This window comes from Nocardia sp. JCM 34519.1, from assembly GCF_020361265.1.
Classification (GTDB): domain Bacteria; phylum Actinomycetota; class Actinomycetes; order Mycobacteriales; family Mycobacteriaceae; genus Nocardia; species Nocardia arthritidis_A.
The window spans coordinates 26,369-41,361 of the sequence record NZ_JAIRBR010000032.1; the positions used below are offsets into that span (position 1 = coordinate 26,369).

The following is a 14,993-nucleotide window of genomic DNA, read 5'->3' on the forward strand; positions in this document are numbered from 1 at the left end:
GGATCTCGGGTATGGCGACGGGTGGCGGTCATGCGACCCGCACCGGCGTTCCGGGCAGGACCATGCGGACTTCGACATCGGGGGCGAGGCGGGCGACCGCGTCGGCGTAGTGGCGGGGGTCGCGGTCGCCCTTGGTGATCATCCGGTCGCCGAGACGGCCGCTGTGGAAGGCGTAGTGGTGCGGGATCGCCAGGGTCGGGCGCAGCACGGCGGTCAGGGCCGCGGCTTCCTTGGCGTCCATGACGACCTGGCGCATGTTCATCGGACGCACGCACAGGCCGTTGGTCGGCAGGATCGCCAGGTCGATCTTCCCGAAACGGGAAGGGAGCGTGTCGAGTTCGGGCACCCGCAGCGAGTCACCGCCGAAAAAGACTGTGCGCCCGCCGGATCGGAGCACGAAGGTGACCTCGTGGACACCGTGCTCGCCGGGTGTGGCCGTCACCGTCAGCTCGCCGACGGTCGTGGACTCCCAGGCCTCGATGGTCCGCAGTTCCCGAAAGCCCTTGCGGGCCGCGATGGCCGTCACGGTGGCGGGGCCGATCAATGGGATGTCGAGGTCGAAACCGCCCGCGACCAGGGCGTCCAGATCGCAGTGATCGTAGTGCTCGTGGCTGATCACGACGGCGTCGATGCGGCCCAGCTCGGCGACGGTCGCGGTGACCGGTTCACCCTGGTGGTAGGTGGCGGTCTCGGTGAACCACGGGTCGGTCAGGACCCGCAGCCCGCCGAATTCGATCAGCTGGCAGGCGTGCCCGATGCGGGTCACGGTGAGGTCGGCAGTGGTCATGGTCGCGGTCCTTACTTGGGCAGGTCGAGGTCGAGGATGGCGCCGAGCAGTTCCTCCGGCGTCTCGACCTGGGGCAGGTGGCCGGTGTGGGGCAGCAGGGTGAATGCCGCGCCGGGAATCGCTGCGGCATAGGCCTTTCCGTAGTCCGGGTCGGCGATGCGGTCGCTTTCGCCCCAGATCACGTGGACCGGCACGTCGATGGCGGCCAGGCGGGCGGCCAGGGTCGGATCGGTCATGGCCGGGCCGGTGTAGCCGATCAACGCCAGCACGTCCGGGCTCGGGCCGGTGCCGCCCTCGGGCGCGATCGGGGCCTTGTGCGGGTCGTGCCAGGAGAGTGCGCGGATCTCGTCGATGGTCTTGCCGCGCACATCGGTCATCGGGTGGCCATCGACCTCGATGCCGATGGCGTCTACGAGGACCGCGCCGCTGACCCGCGGACTGGCCTGCAGGGCGATCTCGGCGGCCAGCCAGCCGCCGAAGGAGTTGCCGAGCACGGTCACATCGCTGAGGCCGAGCCGATCGAGCAGTGCCACATACGCTTTCGCGAGCGCGCGGACGTCGGTGAGCCCGTCCGCCTTCGGCGTGCCCGCGAAACCGGGGTGGGTCGGCACCAGTACACGGGAGTGGGTGCGCTCGGCCAGCAGATCGGCGAACCCGGTCATGGTGGACACTCCCCCGCCGCCGTGCAGCAGCAGGAAGGGCCGGGTGCGGTCGTGGTCGGCGACGGTGATTTCGACGTGACCGACCGGATCGGTTGTGAGGGTGTGGATTTCGGTGCGAGTGGGCCGCAGGCTGCCGGCTGGAACGGTGGTGCTCATTGCCTGATCCTTCGAACTATCGACTACGTAAGGAACCTGATATCAGGAAGCTTATATCAGGTTCCTTATATAAACAACCTTCTCTCGAGCCGCTAGGATCGGCGTCATGAGCTATCGACCAGCAGAGGTGGGCCTGTCCGTCAAACGGCTGCAGTACCGCCACCACCGCGCGCTCAATCGCGCCCTGGCACCGCTGGGACTGTCCCTCGTCCAGTGGGACACGCTTCGCCACCTGCAGCGCAACCCGGACGCCTCACTGCACGACCTGGCCCTCCTGACCTTCCAAACCGACCAATCCTTCGGCTCGTTGGCCACCCGCATGGCCGATCGCGGGTTGATCGAACGAATCCCAGGCCCCGGCCGCGCCGTCCGCCACCGGCTCACCGAACAGGGCGAACAACTGCGCGCCGAGGGCCAGGCGATCATGGACTCGATCACCGAGCGGTCATTCCACGGCCTGTCGCAAACCGAACTGGATCAGCTCGGCGCCCTTCTGGACAAAGCTCTCGCTTCCGATCCGTTCCAGGACGAGATCGGCTCGCCGAGGGCAGACCGGAAAACGCGGCGGCCGTAAGGTGTTTCGCCGGTCTGATGGTGGCTGTCGAGCGCTCGGCGATGGTGTCGGATAGCGCCCGGGTCAGGAGTTGAGCAGCGCGGGCATGACGACACTGTCGATGTAGCGGACGAAGTCGTCGAGGGTGAGCGGATAGGTTGCGAAGAACCTTGTCGTACCGAAGAAGCTGAACAGCAGGTGCGGCAGGTAGGCAGCGGCTGCGGGGTGATGGTCGAGTTCGCCGCGCCGCACGGCGCGTTCGACGAACCGGTTCACGAATTCGGCGCCCGGGTCCAATAATTCGGCGCGTAACACATCATCGAGTTCGGCGTTGGTGCGAGCCGCGTTGTGAACGGCGGCGACCGTGCTGAACGACTGCCCCGACAGGACTGCCTCGGCACCGGCGATCAGATCGCCACGCAATGAGCCCGTGTCGATCTCGCTCAAATCGGCGGATCCGAGTTCACGGATCGCCGCGGCGACGAGTCGCGGCTTGCTCGACCACAGCCGGTACAAGGTGACCTTGCTGCATCGCGCCCGCGCCGCGACACCTTCCATCGATAGCGCCTCGTAGCCGACCTCCCGCAGCAAATCCGCTGCGGCGGTGAGGAGTTCATGTTCACGCGCCGGCGTCATCCGAGGCCTGCGGATGCGTGCTTTCGTTTCCGGCACGACCCTCCTCCGCTAGTACGGCACCGTTCCACACTACCGGGCCGCCATTCGGATGCTCGGCGACCCCAAAAGAAACGGTTGCGTTTCTCCAGGGGGTGGGCTTCAGTGGAACGGTACCGTTTTTCAGCGCGCAGGCCCTGCCTGTATCCATCCCGAGGAATTGCGATGTCGAAGGCCCCAGTTGTCAGTCCCACCTTCGAGACCATCGGAGGAATGCCCCGGGGCGGGCCGGACGCTGGTTGGCTGAATCGCTTGCTACAGACCGATCGGCTCGAATACACCGACCGATATGACGTCCCCGACCGGGTCAAACAACGAGTGATCGACGCTCTGGAGGACATCGGTGAGCGTGCCGGGCTGAATGAGCGGATCGCCAAGGCGGTGCTCGATTTGACGGCCGATATCGCGGAGCCGAGGATCCTGGAGCTGGGCGCCGGGCACGGAAAACTGTCGGCGGCAATCCTGGCGGCCCACCCCAAGGCCGAGGTGACCGCCACCGATCTCGACCCGACTTCGGTACACCGGATCACCGCCGCGCTCGGCGGGGAACCCCGAGCGCACGCGAAGGTGGCCGATGCTACCGCCATCGACGCCGCCGACGGCAGCTTCGATATCGTGGTGTTCGCGCAGGCATTTCATCATCTGCCCCCGGCCGCCGCGTGCCTGGCCATTCGCGAAGCTACCAGGGTGAGCCGGATTTTCGCGGTAGTCGATCTGCCGCGCATGTCGACACCGGCGTTTCTGTTGCAACCGTTCGTGACGCTGCCGTTCGCCGCATTTCTCGCCGTCACCAAGGGGCCCGCGGCGACCTGGCCGATCATGCACGACGCGACGATCACCATGTTGCGCTGCTACAGTGATTCGGCGTTCGAAGCGCTCGGCAAAGCCGCCGACCCCGCACTGCGCACCGATATCAGCCGACTTTCGCAAGGCCGACGCTTCAGCCTCCCGCCCGAGCCGAAATTGATCGTTTACCGCCGACCGCCTACCGGCCCGGATTCGGTTCCTGCCGAAGGCCGTTCAGCACCGTGAGCTCCCGGTCGAGGCCGATCACATTGTCGTGGCCGACCATCTGCAGCGCGTTGGCGGCGTCGATGATCCCCTTCGCATTGGTGGCGAGATCGTCGATGAATCCGTTCACCAGCTTGTGCAGATTCGTCGCGTAGGCAACCAGTTTCGGCCCCGCGCTGAAACCGTCGTTATCCGATGCCGCCACGGCCTGAGTATCGAACCATTTGTCGGTCTCGGTGCGGGCCGCCGCCGCCATCGAATCCAACAGGTCCCCTGAGGATTTCACCTGATCGGGCGCGATGTAGATCTCGTCGGACATCTCAGTTTCCCCTCTCCCACCGGTCCGGGCACGGCAGCTCCGGAACGGGCCGGTTGTTGTATTCCATACCGCCCCACACCGTTACGAGGTAGAGCGCCCCGATCACCGTCGCCGCGACAACCACGGCAGCCGTGATACGCACCGCACGATCACGGACCTTCAGCAGCAGATAGATTGCCAGCGCGGCGGTGAGCACCATGAGTACGGTGACGACGTAGAGGTAGGTCCGCTCGGCTGGATCATAAGGCCCGACAACGCATTGCTCGCCCGACCAATCGCCGGCGCGATCCCGCACCATCCCGATGCGGATCACCAACATGGTGACCGTCGCGATCGGCAGTGCGACGAGCGGCAGCAGCCACCGGCGTCTGTTCACCAGGTGACCTTCGGTCGCACGACCTCCACCTTCTGCCGACCGTCGCCCTCCTCGAATTCTGGCAGGCGACCGTCGAACGGATAATTCTCGGCACAACCGGAATGCTGTGTGTACAAGACATTTCCGTCGGGCAGCACGGATGTGACGACCACCGTGTGATGGGTTTGTCCCGCGTGCAGCCTTTCGTCCTTGTCCTCGGTCATGGTGTAGTACATGAGATCTCCCGGCTGCGCACCGGCCAGGCCCGCCCGATGGTCGGACGATGCGACGACCTGACCGCCGTGATCCAGGAAGAACTTCCGATTCAATTCGGCCGAGCCCCACGACGGCGTGTGGCTCCAGCCGGGCGACAGGATATCGCGGTGACCGTTCGTCCCGTCGCTCCACCCATCGCGATCCCAGTGCCGCGGCGGCCAGAAATCCTCCTTCTGGCGCATTCCACCCCCGTAGGCCAGCACCATAGATGCGAAATTGGTGCAATTGTTGCTGTTTTCCCAGTCGATCGAGGTGTCGTTGGCGTGCTCGCGAGCGTACTTCAACGCGCCGATCGTGCTGTATCCGTTTTCGGGACGATCGATTTCCTTCTTGACGCTGTCGGGAATTCCGGGCAGGTCGTACAGCTCGATCGGAGTGGCGAGCTTCAGTTCGCTCTGCTCCTGCGGGGTCAGGCTGTTCCACCACTGTTCGACCAGATTCGGCGGCAGCCCGTCGGGAATGGTGTCGCGGATTTCCTCCAGCGCCCGTTTCGCGTCGTCGGCCTGAATCTGCTGCGCCTTGCCGATCATATCGTCGAGGTTCTGATCGGTCGTCGTCGACGGATCCAACTTCGAAGCGTCGTCGATGGATTGGGCGCACAGCCGATCCGCCTGATCGGCGGCTTCCAACGCGTCCTTGATCATCTGCTGGGCATCCCGCAAAGCCCGGCCGACCCGCATCTGCTCCTCGGGCTCATCGTGGTGCACCCAGGACGGAACGGAAATGGTGCCGGTGGATTCGTCGACGTTCAATCCGGCGTTCAGCGCGATCCGCACACCGTCCTCGAGTTCGCGCTGCGCGATCTCGACCGCGCGGCCGAGCGTATCGAGCGGATCGACGGTGGCCCTGGCCAGAATCGATGCGACCTCGGACTGATCGGCGATGCGAATCAGCGTATCTTTCGCGGCCGTTCCCAGATTGCTACGCCAATGCTCGTCCAACGGTTTCACGCCGTTGTCGTGAATGTCGTCCTTGATGCGCTCACACTGTTTCGCGGCCGCCAACATGTCATCGGCCGCGGCGATCCACGACCCGGGTTTGGCATTGCGAAGCTGCGAAAATGTCACCACGTTCGATCCCCCCGACAGCGGTCAGTCAACCCCGAATCATCCGCGATACCACATACTCTGTCACGCCCCTTGTTTCGAGGTCACGGGGCCTGTCTTCGAAATGACTGTGGTGCAACGTGATTGCCGACCGGTCGGCAGGTGAGGGGCGTCAGCCGGGCATTCCGTATTCGCGGGCCCGTACCGCCGAGAGGAATGCGGCGTAACTCCATGACAGGTTCCGGACGCTCTTCTGATATCCGGAGGTGGCGTCGAACTGTTCGCTGAGTTCGAGATGATCGCTGTGGAAGACGAGGGCGTCGAGCATCCGATCGCCCGCGGTGCGCAGTGCCGAAACCGCCGCGTCGGGTGTGGTGGACGCGCCGATGTCGAGTCGGTCGAAGAATCCGGCGGAGTTCTCGTCCAGCGGAATCGTTTTCGTGGCATCGATGTGCGCGGCGAGCCGATAGTGCAATTCGGCGAAGTTGGCCGTGCACAGCGCCCACGGATGGTCCCCCACCTGTGCGTCGGTATCGCCGTCGTACACGTCACCCGGATATCGGCCGAGCAGTGGGCCGATGCCTCGCCCGCGGTCGTCGCCGTTGATCGGGTAGAAGTACTTCGACGCCGGGTCGGCCCACTGTGCGCGCAGCAGTGCGGCGGTCGCGAGCAACCTGGTGTCGGCCACCGCTACCCCGCCGTAGACCGCCGCCATCACGATGTCGATATTCGGATCGTATGGTGCCCGAAAGTTGTTCGGCGCGGGCAGCATCGACTGGTAGTACGAGCCGGTCCAATGGCCCTGCAGCGAATTCTCCAGCCAGCCGATGGCGGTCGCCACCCAGTCCGGTACGCCGATGCCCAATGGGTCGGTTCTCATCGCGCGTAAACACCGCAGGTGCACCGAGCGCGCGAAAAAGGAAGCGCCGTATACCTCTTCCCACAGGTTGTAGGTCTCGCCCTGATACGAGTCGCGCAGGAAGTTCAGGTTCGCCGTGACGACGGCGCGCGCCGTCGCCTGGGTCCCCGCGTCGAGCGCGCCGTACATGGCCAGGATCGCCAGCGTCTGCAGCGCCGGTCCGTCCGCCTGGTCGGTCCAGTTCCGCGGGGTGCCGTCGACGAGGTAGCAGGCCCGGTCGAAGGCGCCGCCCGAATTCTGGCACAGCCGTGCGAAATTCACGTAGTCGATGAGCGGCTGATCGGTGGCCATCGGCCCTACCGCGAGTTCCATGGCGACGACGGCGGCGTCCCGGGTCCAGTTGTAGACGTAGTCCTGCGACACCCGCGTCGCACTGTTCTCCCACGACGGCGAGGCGATCACGCACCCCGGCCGCGAGAGGATCCCGGCATTGACCGGATCCTCGAATACGAACCCGTCCGAGGCGATGTTGCGGAACATCAACCAGAACAGGTACGACGCGATCCGCGTCAGGTCCGACTGCGCCAGCGACGGTCGGACGAGGCCGTAGTCCAACGTGTCCATCCGGAATTCCCTTCCCCGACAAGGCTACAACCGAAGAACAGCCTGACCTTGTAAGGGGTCGACGAAACGGTGGGCCGGCACACGGACATGCCCATGCGCGGTGTTGCCAGTACCACCGTGAAGACGCATGGTCGCACTACCGACCGCGCGGGCTCTCGCTTCGAAACTGGTTACACACCAGCGAAATCGACACCGAGAGCAGACATCCATGCGCAGAAATCGACAGAAACCGCTGCTGCCCAGCCTATTTTGCCGACACGGCATGGCCGCGCCCTGAATGACCGGCGTGGGAAAGCCGACCGCCTGGACATGAAATCCGTTGAACACCTTCGAATTACACGAGCAGGGAGCACACGACCATGAGATGTCCGACCGTCTCCGCCGCAGGCTTGGCGCTGGGCGCCGGTGCGGCCGCGGCCGTACTGTGGTTCGGCGACCGGGCACCGTTCCCGTACGGTCAGCGTTGGATGTTGGACATCCCGCTGCCGCTGCTGACCGCCGCACGACTGGACGCCGTGCTGCGGCCACGCGCCGGCGAGCGCATTCTCGAGATCGGGCCGGGCACCGGGTTGCAGTCCCTACATGTCGCCCCACAGCTCGGGGCGGACGGACAACTGGATGTTCTCGACATCCAGCCGGCCATGCTCGAACATGTCAGGCGCCGCGCCGAGGCCCGGTCCATCACGAATATCGTTGGCACCCAGGGTGATGCGCGGGACCTGCCGTTTCCGGACAACACCTTCGACGCCATGTATCTGATAACGGCGCTCGGCGAGGTCCCCGAACCGGAACGGGTCCTGCGGGAGGCCGTGCGGGTGCTCAACCCAGCCGGGCGCTTGGTGGTGGGCGAATTCTTCGATCCGCACTGGATCCCTTTCGGGCGGTTGCACACCATGGCCGACTCCTGCGGGCTGCACCTCGCCGCACGGAGCGGGCCGACCGTCGCCTATCTGGCGCGATTTCAGCCGTGCACCGGCCGTCCGGTTGCGCGACAACATCCGGCCGAACGGTCAGCTGGTCCACGATCTTGCTGAGATCACCTCGGTGGCAGTCCGGTACTCAAAGCTGCGGAAGTGCCGGCAAGAAGGGCGCGGTCCGAATCGTCAGTTCACTCAATCTGATGCTGATCTCGAGTCGATCGTTTTCCCGAAGTGGGAACTCGCAGATTCCCATACGAGCCTCCCGGGTTGCCCTACGTTTTCCGTCGTCACGGACGGTCGAGATGGCAATTGCTCGAGCAACCCATTTCCCGGGCGGCAAGCAGCCCAGGCTGAACGCCCCCTGGTTTGCGACGATAAGTAATGCGGCGGCCGACGTCAGCGGGTTTGCCGCGGAGAATATACTCATGTACCCGCGGCCCACTATGGCTCCGCCCGGATCGGATATTTTTCCGCACAACAGCGTGGTGCCGGACTCCCTGCGGCAGTCGGCAAGCTGCTCGGACCATCTCAGCGGAACCCGCTCACCTCGGACGTAGCGACGATACTGCGAGGGACTCAGTCCGACCGCTTCGGTGAACCGCGACGTGAATGTCCCGTAACTCAGGTATCCGACGGCGCAGGAGATATCGGAGACGTTCATCGACGTGGTCGCCAATAACTTCTTGCTTCGCGCCAGACGGATCGCCGCGAGAAACCGGGCCGGCGACCAGCTGGTTTCGGCGTGAAATCGTCTGACGAAGTAAAACTTGCTGTATCTGGCAACATCGGCGAGGTCATTCAGTGAGACCTGTTGCCCACAGTTGTCCCACATATATTTGATGCTGTCAGCGATATGGTCGGACACGAACTCTCCCAAACTCATAACAATCCAGGGATGCCTGAGTTGGCGGCTGCGGAGGCGAGTTCTCCCACAGCCGTTCGGCCGCAAAATAACTGAGAAATAGCGCTTAGCGCTCGGGCAACGCAACATGGTCGCTGCCGTCGGTTTGAAACTGACCGGCCGCCTCTGGCACCGAGGTCGAACCATTCAGGTGTCGTTGCAAAGGCCGCACGCCATTATGAAAATGTCGGTGGTCCTTCGGCCGCGGAATGAACGGGTGGTGTGTGAAGCCGTCGATTCCGCAGGGGGATGCACTTCTCCTCAGTGCCCCCTTCCCCCGTAGCCCCAACGCAAGCCAAAAAGCCCCAAGTCAAGCGAACGGAGTGCCCGACGGCGGCTCGGATGGCCACCGTGATTGACGCAACTGGACGGTAGAATACTTCCATTTTCTAGATTGAGCAACGAGGAAGAAGGGCCAAACACGGTCGGATCACAGGTTCGTGGCTTCCCAGCCCGCAATCCACACGCCTCAGCCCGCCCGGAGATCGCCGGCGCGACCTCGATCGGAGGTTCGGGTGTCGGCGCCGAGCGTGGCGTATCAGCGGAGACAGCGCCGAGGTTGTTTGAAATCGAGAGCGAGCGAAGGCGTTTCGCGTTCGAAGGCGCCGCGCCGGGAGAAATGATCATGGCCGGTGGATGACGGCGAGGACGCACCTTCGCCGATGATCCATCGAGCCGGGAAGTCTTGATCGTGCCGACGAGCTGACGCCCGTCGGGAAGACGCATCCGCGCTCTCGGCAATTCAAGGCGTCGCCACCGCTGGCGAGAAGGCAGGTCCGACCTCGGTGCGTGCCCGCAGGGGCGACGCAGCTCCGAGTCCACTATAACAATATATTAATATATAGTAACAGACGCCGGGTAGCAGGCACCCGGTGACACGGCTGCGCGAGGTCACGATGGACCCCATGGCCACGCGAAGCCCTTGGATGGCAGCGGCATTCGACATCGCATCGCCCGCTACGAGGCCGCAGAGCCCGAAAATCACAGAAAACTTATGTAATATGTAGCTACTCGAGCGCCGCAGCGGACGATGGCCGGACGACCTACCCAGCGGACCGGCGACCGAGGTGAACGGCCCGAACGGCCGAGCCACATCGTGGAAGAGGTTCCCATGAACGGCGCTGTCGATCACCTCCCGCCGCGCCCAGCGGCGACGATGACCGCCGAACCGTCGGCGAACCCGCACACCGCGGCCTGGTCCCGGATCCGCGGGTTGTTCGCAGGAAAGCACACATGAAGGACAGCAGAAGTGGATGAGTACGACGCACATCTCCTCGCCGAGATCGCCGACAGCACCTCGGTATCCATGTGGGCTGCGGCGGGTCCGGAAGCCGACTACGCCATAAAACTGTGGACTCGCGGCGCCGAGCGTCTGTATGGATATTCCGGCGAAGAAGCCATCGGCGAAAGCTATATCACGTTACTGATAAATTCCCTCGAACACAACCGCGCAATAGCGGACCACAACAATATCGTACGAACCGGCATCAAAATTCGGACTCTGGTGAACGACGTAATATACTCCGGCTCGCAGCGATTACTCCTCACGGTTCGATTTCCACTCTACGATAAGCGGACGAATACCCACCTCCTCGCCGAGACGGCCATCGATGTAACGGACGTTTCCCTCGAAGACGCGGCGCAGATCACCAGAACACGCGAAGAAGCGATTCACATCAGCGAGAGTGCGGCCAGAGAGGATCTCTCGGAGCAACTGCGCAGGCTGGTGGGCGCGCTGACATTGTCGGGAACCGGCGAGGACGAGCGCGCCGCACTCGCCCTGGGCGTGGAACTTCTCCGGCGCGCGATGAATGCGCCGGCCGAATCGAGCGTTTGGCTCGTCGGCCGTAGCGAGCAGTTCAGCGAAGCGTTTCGCAGCAGTGGCTGGATGGTTCCGCCCGGTTTGGATATCGGGCGCGCGCTCGACTGGTTCAGATCGAACCCGAAACCGATTCTCCATGATTCCAAATCCCGTCCGCACCGACTGCTCAAACAGCTCTTCGATACACATCAGGGGCCGGTCGACACGGTTGCCATGATACCGCTGCACGCCGAAGGGGAATTCGTTGGATTACATTTGATGCGGGTGCCCGCCCCGCATGCTTTCACCCAACTCGAACGTGACGCGCTACCGGTATTGTCATCGGCCGTACTGGCGAGCGCACGCCTCGCGGCCGAGGTTCGCAGGCGGCGGGAGGAGGCGGCCGAGTCGAGGGCCGAGGCGACCAGATTACGACTCAACGGTGATTTCGCCCATCGAATACGCAAAGCGGTGGACCCGATTCTGCGTGACGTGCATGCGATACGCGAGGAGCTGGATCTGCGCGGGGTGAAACTGGATGGCGAACTCGCGCAGTGGATCGACGATATCACCGACGGTTGCACCGAGCTGGCCCGCGCTCCGGAAGAACTTCATCGTGCCCAGATGGTCGCTCGAATCAGCATACGCGGCGTCCTGACCGCATTGCGAAATCGGCTCGGTCTGGAATTTCCGGACAGCACCGTCGAGCTCGATATCGACGGCATAGCCGGTGTTCTCGTCCGCGGCGTCAAAGGCGATATCACCGCACTGTTCGAGAACTTGCTGTACAACGCGATCGAGGCGATGGGCAACAGGGGACGCGTGCTGGTGAGCGGGGCGGTATCCGGCAGGTCCGTCTCCGTCGTCGTGTCGGATGAAGGCCCTGGTATCAAGCCCGAGGATGTGGCAGGCATTTTCCAACTGGGGTTCTCGAAGAAGGGCAAAGGTCGTGGACTCGGTTTGGCCCGAGCAAAAGAAATTGTCACGGACCTGGGCGGCCAGATAACGGTTGACGTGCAGCGCTCGCCCGGCGCCACTTTTGTAATTATTCTGCCTATTTGCCGGGAGGGTGTAGATGGCGATAATATTGTTGCTCGAGGACAATATTAAGTTCGCTCGGGCGGTGCAGCGTGTCCTTCAGGGTCACGAGGTGAGACATGTAACCCGGGTCGATGCGGCGATCGATGAACTCGAACGTCCCGATGTGGACTGCGCACTGATCGATCTCAACCTCACGGATGAGGACGACTACTCCGGTTACGAAGTCTTGTCCTATATCCTGCACAACAGACCCGATCTGCCGCGCGCAGTGGTGACCGGCTCGCACCTGAAAGGCGCGATCAGCAAGAACATCCTGCTCCGATACGGCGTCGGCGACATTGTCATAAAGGGCGACGTCGATAGAGAGGGCTACGGTACGACAGATCTCATCGATACGGTGAGCGATCTGCTCGTCGGATCGGATCGTCGGCGTCGCGAAATGGCCCGGAATGAAGTCGCTTCGATTTCGCTCGCCGGACAGACCGAGTTACGCCGCCGCATCAACGGTCTACAGCAGCTCGCGGATCAACTGCGCAGCGGCAGCGGCACCAGGCGCCGCGATCCGACCGTGAACAGCCGAAACGCATTGACCCGTCGCGCCGACAAACTGATCGAACTGGAGGCCGCGGCAAAGGCCAGATGCGATGTGGTGGCTTTGAGCGAGCTGGCACATGAAGTGGAAATGTTCGAAGCGGAATCAGCAAGGATACTCGGTGATTCGTAGAATCAGCGCTAGCATGGGGCAGGTCCATCCGGGCGCCTTCTACCTGGCCAGTGCGGTTGTGTTGTCATTGGCGGCAAATGCGTTTACGCAGGGCTACGGGACAGTGCCCGCTCCGCCGAATCGGCTGTCGCTGCTGCTGTGCACTCTCGCGGCATTCGCGTCATCGGTGGCGTTGTCGACATTGGCCTGGCGAATCGAAACCATCAGATCACTGGCCATGGAGCGTTCCGCGGATGTGGGTTTACCCACGAGGCATCTGATCGATGAAGCGACGCAGGCATTCTACGTCGAAGTGTTCGTGAAACTGGCGGTGGGCGTTGCCACCGCGATTATGTCGGTTGTTTTCATCCTGATTCAATGAGCCGTCCCGGCAGCGACCGGCCTCACCTCCGCGCACCGAACTGGCCAGAGCCGATCCTCGATGCGGGCCCTGCCGCGGTCCGGCGCCGGCGTGGTGACGCGCATACACCGAGCATCAATGCCTTCGCCCACCCTGCCGGCCGCCGCCGCGGGCGGTCACTTCTTCCGGCACCTGGACGTGCCGCCGCCTTCCTACGCCCAAGACCTAAGTTACTTCATTAAGATATAATTACCTCTTGAAGACCCGCCGCCCCGGCAGTAAAGTAGACATAGTAGAGCTCCGTACCCTTACCGACCGGATGAGATAGGAAATCCCATGGTCACGAAAGCCCAGCAGCAGAAATTCGCGAAGCACTTCGAGCGGTACGATGCCGACAACGACGGCAAGATCGACCAGTCCGACATCGACGTGTTGATCAACAAATGGTGCCACGCATTCCACATCGCCCCGGGCTCCGACAAATGGCGCAGCACCGTCAAGCGGGCCAACAGACTATGGCAGGACCTGCAGGGGCACGCCGACGCCAATGGCGACAAGGAAATCAGCAGGGAGGAATGGATCGCCGCGCACGAAGATCCCCGTTTCGTCGACGAGGTCGCCATTCCGCTGGCTCAGCTCACCTTCGAACTCGGCGATGTCGACGGTGACGGCAGGCTGTCGTTGAGCGAGTGGATGACCCTGCAATCGGTCTCCGGAGTAGGCCAGGTCGAGGGGTTGAAGATGTTTCAAGCGCTCGACACCAACGGTGACGGGTACATCAGCACCGACGAGCACGACGCGGCGCTTCGTGAATTCTTCGGAAGCGAAGACCTCGAGGCCGCGGGAACTCACCTGGCGGGCCGCCTGTAACAGTCGCATCGACCGTGAGATCCGGAATCTGCACGGGGTCGTCGTCCCGTCCTGACTGCGGCCCCCTGTGCAGAATGCCGTCTCGGTCGACATCACGAGAATATGAACAACCTTCCCGGGTTCTCGCCGTCGCAAAGTCGGTCGATATCGCCGAAACTCACCGGTGCCAGGCATTGAACCCGGATCTGCCGTGAAACCGATTCCCCTCGGCGGGGCATAGAAAGCGCTACCTCAGGGCCGCGCTATATCGCCGCAGCAAATATCCTGTCACACACAGTGCGGACCCGCCGAATTACATTTCCTATCGGTGGGCATCTGCCTTCCCTGCGCGATGCCCCACGACGGCAATTCCACGCCGGTGACGTTCCAGCTCGCCGAGTACGTCGGAGGTACCCGCCCGCGGGCGATCGAGCGCACCTGCGCGCCGATCCCGCCCGACGATGAGCGGGCGAAGCGGGTCGAGGACAACCGCCGAGCCGATCCGGCCGCCCGCTGCTCGATACCCTGGCCGAGCAGGAGCTGGCCAGCGCCACGAAATTCACAGGCCGCCTGGCAGTTTCACGGCAGGCCGGGCCGAACAGCTGACCCTCCCCGAGCATGCGGCACTCGCCACGGTGGCCGCGCACGGCGTGCAGCGCTCCCCCGACCCACCCCCAACTGGCTATAGATCGTAGTAGTATTTTTCACCGTAGGCAGTGTCGTCAACTCGCTAGACCCGCTAACCTGCTACCCGTAGGTTGCACGTCGAGTCGGTCAGGACGATCATGAGCATCGCGGACACGATCGAGCGTGGCGTAGTCGTTCAGTCACGCAGGCAAGCCGCCACCGAGCGGCTATCCGTCCTCGATGCGGGCACAGTGAAACTCGATCGCACACGCCGATGCCGCGGCGAATTCTCGCGCCGATTCCAGGAACAGCGGGCGAACTCGGTTGCGGCCTACGAAAAAAATCGCATCGATGCCTTCGAGCCGGGCATAACGACAATTTCCAACTCTGTCGCGAAAAGATCGGTTACTTACCTCATTGTGCGCCGTAGGCCGTCAGGCATCGGCGCAACAACTATATGAACAAGGAGT

Annotated in this window: 17 protein-coding genes; 9 read left to right on the forward strand and 8 right to left on the reverse strand. The window is 63.3% G+C overall.

Annotation, left to right across the window (positions count from 1 at the left end):
* Positions 1-28: 28 nt before the first annotated feature.
* Both LGY53_RS41150 and LGY53_RS41155 read right to left on the reverse strand, forming a co-directional pair.
* The gene (locus LGY53_RS41150) at positions 29-787 is read right to left on the reverse strand and encodes an MBL fold metallo-hydrolase (protein WP_225732098.1); all 759 of its coding nucleotides are present in this window, start codon (positions 785-787) and stop codon (positions 29-31) included.
* Between the two features lie 11 nt (positions 788-798).
* On the reverse strand, positions 799-1,605 hold the full coding sequence (locus tag LGY53_RS41155) for an alpha/beta fold hydrolase (protein WP_225732099.1): 807 nt from the start codon (positions 1,603-1,605) through the stop codon (positions 799-801).
* 106 nt (positions 1,606-1,711) lie between these two features.
* Here LGY53_RS41155 and LGY53_RS41160 point away from each other — a divergent pair, with 106 nt between their 5' ends.
* Complete coding sequence (locus tag LGY53_RS41160; RefSeq protein ID WP_225732100.1) at positions 1,712-2,179, forward strand: MarR family winged helix-turn-helix transcriptional regulator; 468 nt, start codon at positions 1,712-1,714, stop codon at positions 2,177-2,179.
* 63 nt (positions 2,180-2,242) lie between these two features.
* Here LGY53_RS41160 and LGY53_RS41165 read toward each other — a convergent pair whose 3' ends face one another.
* Positions 2,243-2,830, reverse strand: a complete 588-nt coding sequence (locus LGY53_RS41165; protein WP_225732101.1) for a TetR/AcrR family transcriptional regulator — start codon at positions 2,828-2,830, stop codon at positions 2,243-2,245.
* Between the two features lie 165 nt (positions 2,831-2,995).
* Between LGY53_RS41165 and LGY53_RS41170 the strand changes: the two genes are divergently transcribed.
* Positions 2,996-3,862, forward strand: coding sequence for a class I SAM-dependent methyltransferase (locus LGY53_RS41170; protein WP_225732102.1), 867 nt, complete (start codon positions 2,996-2,998; stop codon positions 3,860-3,862).
* Here the strand turns inward: LGY53_RS41170 and LGY53_RS41175 are convergent.
* The 4 genes from LGY53_RS41175 to LGY53_RS41190 form a co-directional block, all read right to left on the reverse strand.
* Positions 3,816-4,160 (reverse strand): hypothetical protein, encoded by a 345-nt coding sequence (locus LGY53_RS41175; protein ID WP_225732103.1) that lies wholly within the window; start codon positions 4,158-4,160, stop codon positions 3,816-3,818. The genes LGY53_RS41170 and LGY53_RS41175 overlap by 47 nt on opposite strands.
* A gap of 1 nt (position 4,161) precedes the next feature.
* Positions 4,162-4,536 (reverse strand): hypothetical protein, encoded by a 375-nt coding sequence (locus LGY53_RS41180; RefSeq protein WP_225732104.1) that lies wholly within the window; start codon positions 4,534-4,536, stop codon positions 4,162-4,164.
* Positions 4,533-5,858 (reverse strand): amidase domain-containing protein, encoded by a 1,326-nt coding sequence (locus LGY53_RS41185; protein ID WP_225732105.1) that lies wholly within the window; start codon positions 5,856-5,858, stop codon positions 4,533-4,535. Before LGY53_RS41185 ends, LGY53_RS41180 begins: the two co-directional genes overlap by 4 nt.
* Before the next feature lie 151 nt (positions 5,859-6,009).
* Positions 6,010-7,320, reverse strand: a complete 1,311-nt coding sequence (locus LGY53_RS41190) for a glycoside hydrolase family 15 protein (RefSeq protein WP_225732106.1) — start codon at positions 7,318-7,320, stop codon at positions 6,010-6,012.
* Between the two features lie 359 nt (positions 7,321-7,679).
* Between LGY53_RS41190 and LGY53_RS41195 the strand changes: the two genes are divergently transcribed.
* A complete protein-coding gene (locus LGY53_RS41195) occupies positions 7,680-8,354 on the forward strand; it encodes a class I SAM-dependent methyltransferase (protein WP_225732107.1) in 675 nt (224 codons plus the stop codon).
* Positions 8,355-8,379: 25 nt separating this feature from the next.
* Here LGY53_RS41195 and LGY53_RS41200 read toward each other — a convergent pair whose 3' ends face one another.
* Positions 8,380-9,105, reverse strand: a complete 726-nt coding sequence (locus LGY53_RS41200) for a helix-turn-helix transcriptional regulator (protein ID WP_225732108.1) — start codon at positions 9,103-9,105, stop codon at positions 8,380-8,382.
* A gap of 430 nt (positions 9,106-9,535) precedes the next feature.
* On the opposite strand from LGY53_RS41200, the gene LGY53_RS44545 reads away from it, so the two are divergent.
* The 6 genes from LGY53_RS44545 to LGY53_RS41230 all read left to right on the forward strand — a co-directional run bounded on the left by LGY53_RS44545 (position 9,536) and on the right by LGY53_RS41230 (position 14,984).
* Positions 9,536-9,781, forward strand: a complete 246-nt coding sequence (locus LGY53_RS44545) for a DUF1702 family protein (protein WP_225732109.1) — start codon at positions 9,536-9,538, stop codon at positions 9,779-9,781.
* Positions 9,782-10,390: 609 nt separating this feature from the next.
* A complete protein-coding gene (locus tag LGY53_RS44330) occupies positions 10,391-12,052 on the forward strand; it encodes a sensor histidine kinase (RefSeq protein ID WP_225732110.1) in 1,662 nt (553 codons plus the stop codon).
* Positions 12,018-12,707 (forward strand): response regulator, encoded by a 690-nt coding sequence (locus LGY53_RS41215; RefSeq protein WP_225732111.1) that lies wholly within the window; start codon positions 12,018-12,020, stop codon positions 12,705-12,707. Before LGY53_RS44330 ends, LGY53_RS41215 begins: the two co-directional genes overlap by 35 nt.
* Before the next feature lie 13 nt (positions 12,708-12,720).
* Entirely contained in the window at positions 12,721-13,068 is a 348-nt protein-coding gene (locus tag LGY53_RS41220) for a hypothetical protein (protein ID WP_225732112.1), read from the forward strand.
* A 315-nt stretch (positions 13,069-13,383) separates the two neighbouring features.
* Positions 13,384-13,917 carry an EF-hand domain-containing protein gene (locus tag LGY53_RS41225; protein ID WP_225732113.1) on the forward strand — a complete coding sequence of 178 codons (534 nt, stop codon included), beginning with the start codon at positions 13,384-13,386 and terminating at the stop codon, positions 13,915-13,917.
* Positions 13,918-14,681: 764 nt separating this feature from the next.
* Complete coding sequence (locus LGY53_RS41230) at positions 14,682-14,984, forward strand: hypothetical protein (RefSeq protein ID WP_225732114.1); 303 nt, start codon at positions 14,682-14,684, stop codon at positions 14,982-14,984.
* Positions 14,985-14,993 lie beyond the last annotated feature (9 nt).

What these genes read in the sequence shown, in the direction of transcription:
- LGY53_RS41215 (WP_225732111.1), top strand. Translation starts at nt 12,018, where the DNA reads ATGGCGATAATATTGTTGCTCGAGGACAATATTAAGTTCGCTCGGGCG.
- LGY53_RS41230 (WP_225732114.1), top strand. Translation starts at nt 14,682, where the DNA reads ATGAGCATCGCGGACACGATCGAGCGTGGCGTAGTCGTTCAGTCACGC.
- LGY53_RS41225 (WP_225732113.1), top strand. Translation starts at nt 13,384, where the DNA reads ATGGTCACGAAAGCCCAGCAGCAGAAATTCGCGAAGCACTTCGAGCGG.
- LGY53_RS41155 (WP_225732099.1), bottom strand. Translation starts at nt 1,605, where the DNA reads ATGAGCACCACCGTTCCAGCCGGCAGCCTGCGGCCCACTCGCACCGAA.
- LGY53_RS41170 (WP_225732102.1), top strand. Translation starts at nt 2,996, where the DNA reads ATGTCGAAGGCCCCAGTTGTCAGTCCCACCTTCGAGACCATCGGAGGA.
- LGY53_RS41150 (WP_225732098.1), bottom strand. Translation starts at nt 787, where the DNA reads ATGACCACTGCCGACCTCACCGTGACCCGCATCGGGCACGCCTGCCAG.
- LGY53_RS41220 (WP_225732112.1), top strand. Translation starts at nt 12,721, where the DNA reads ATGGGGCAGGTCCATCCGGGCGCCTTCTACCTGGCCAGTGCGGTTGTG.
- LGY53_RS41160 (WP_225732100.1), top strand. Translation starts at nt 1,712, where the DNA reads ATGAGCTATCGACCAGCAGAGGTGGGCCTGTCCGTCAAACGGCTGCAG.
- LGY53_RS41175 (WP_225732103.1), bottom strand. Translation starts at nt 4,160, where the DNA reads ATGTCCGACGAGATCTACATCGCGCCCGATCAGGTGAAATCCTCAGGG.
- LGY53_RS41190 (WP_225732106.1), bottom strand. Translation starts at nt 7,320, where the DNA reads ATGGACACGTTGGACTACGGCCTCGTCCGACCGTCGCTGGCGCAGTCG.
- LGY53_RS41195 (WP_225732107.1), top strand. Translation starts at nt 7,680, where the DNA reads ATGAGATGTCCGACCGTCTCCGCCGCAGGCTTGGCGCTGGGCGCCGGT.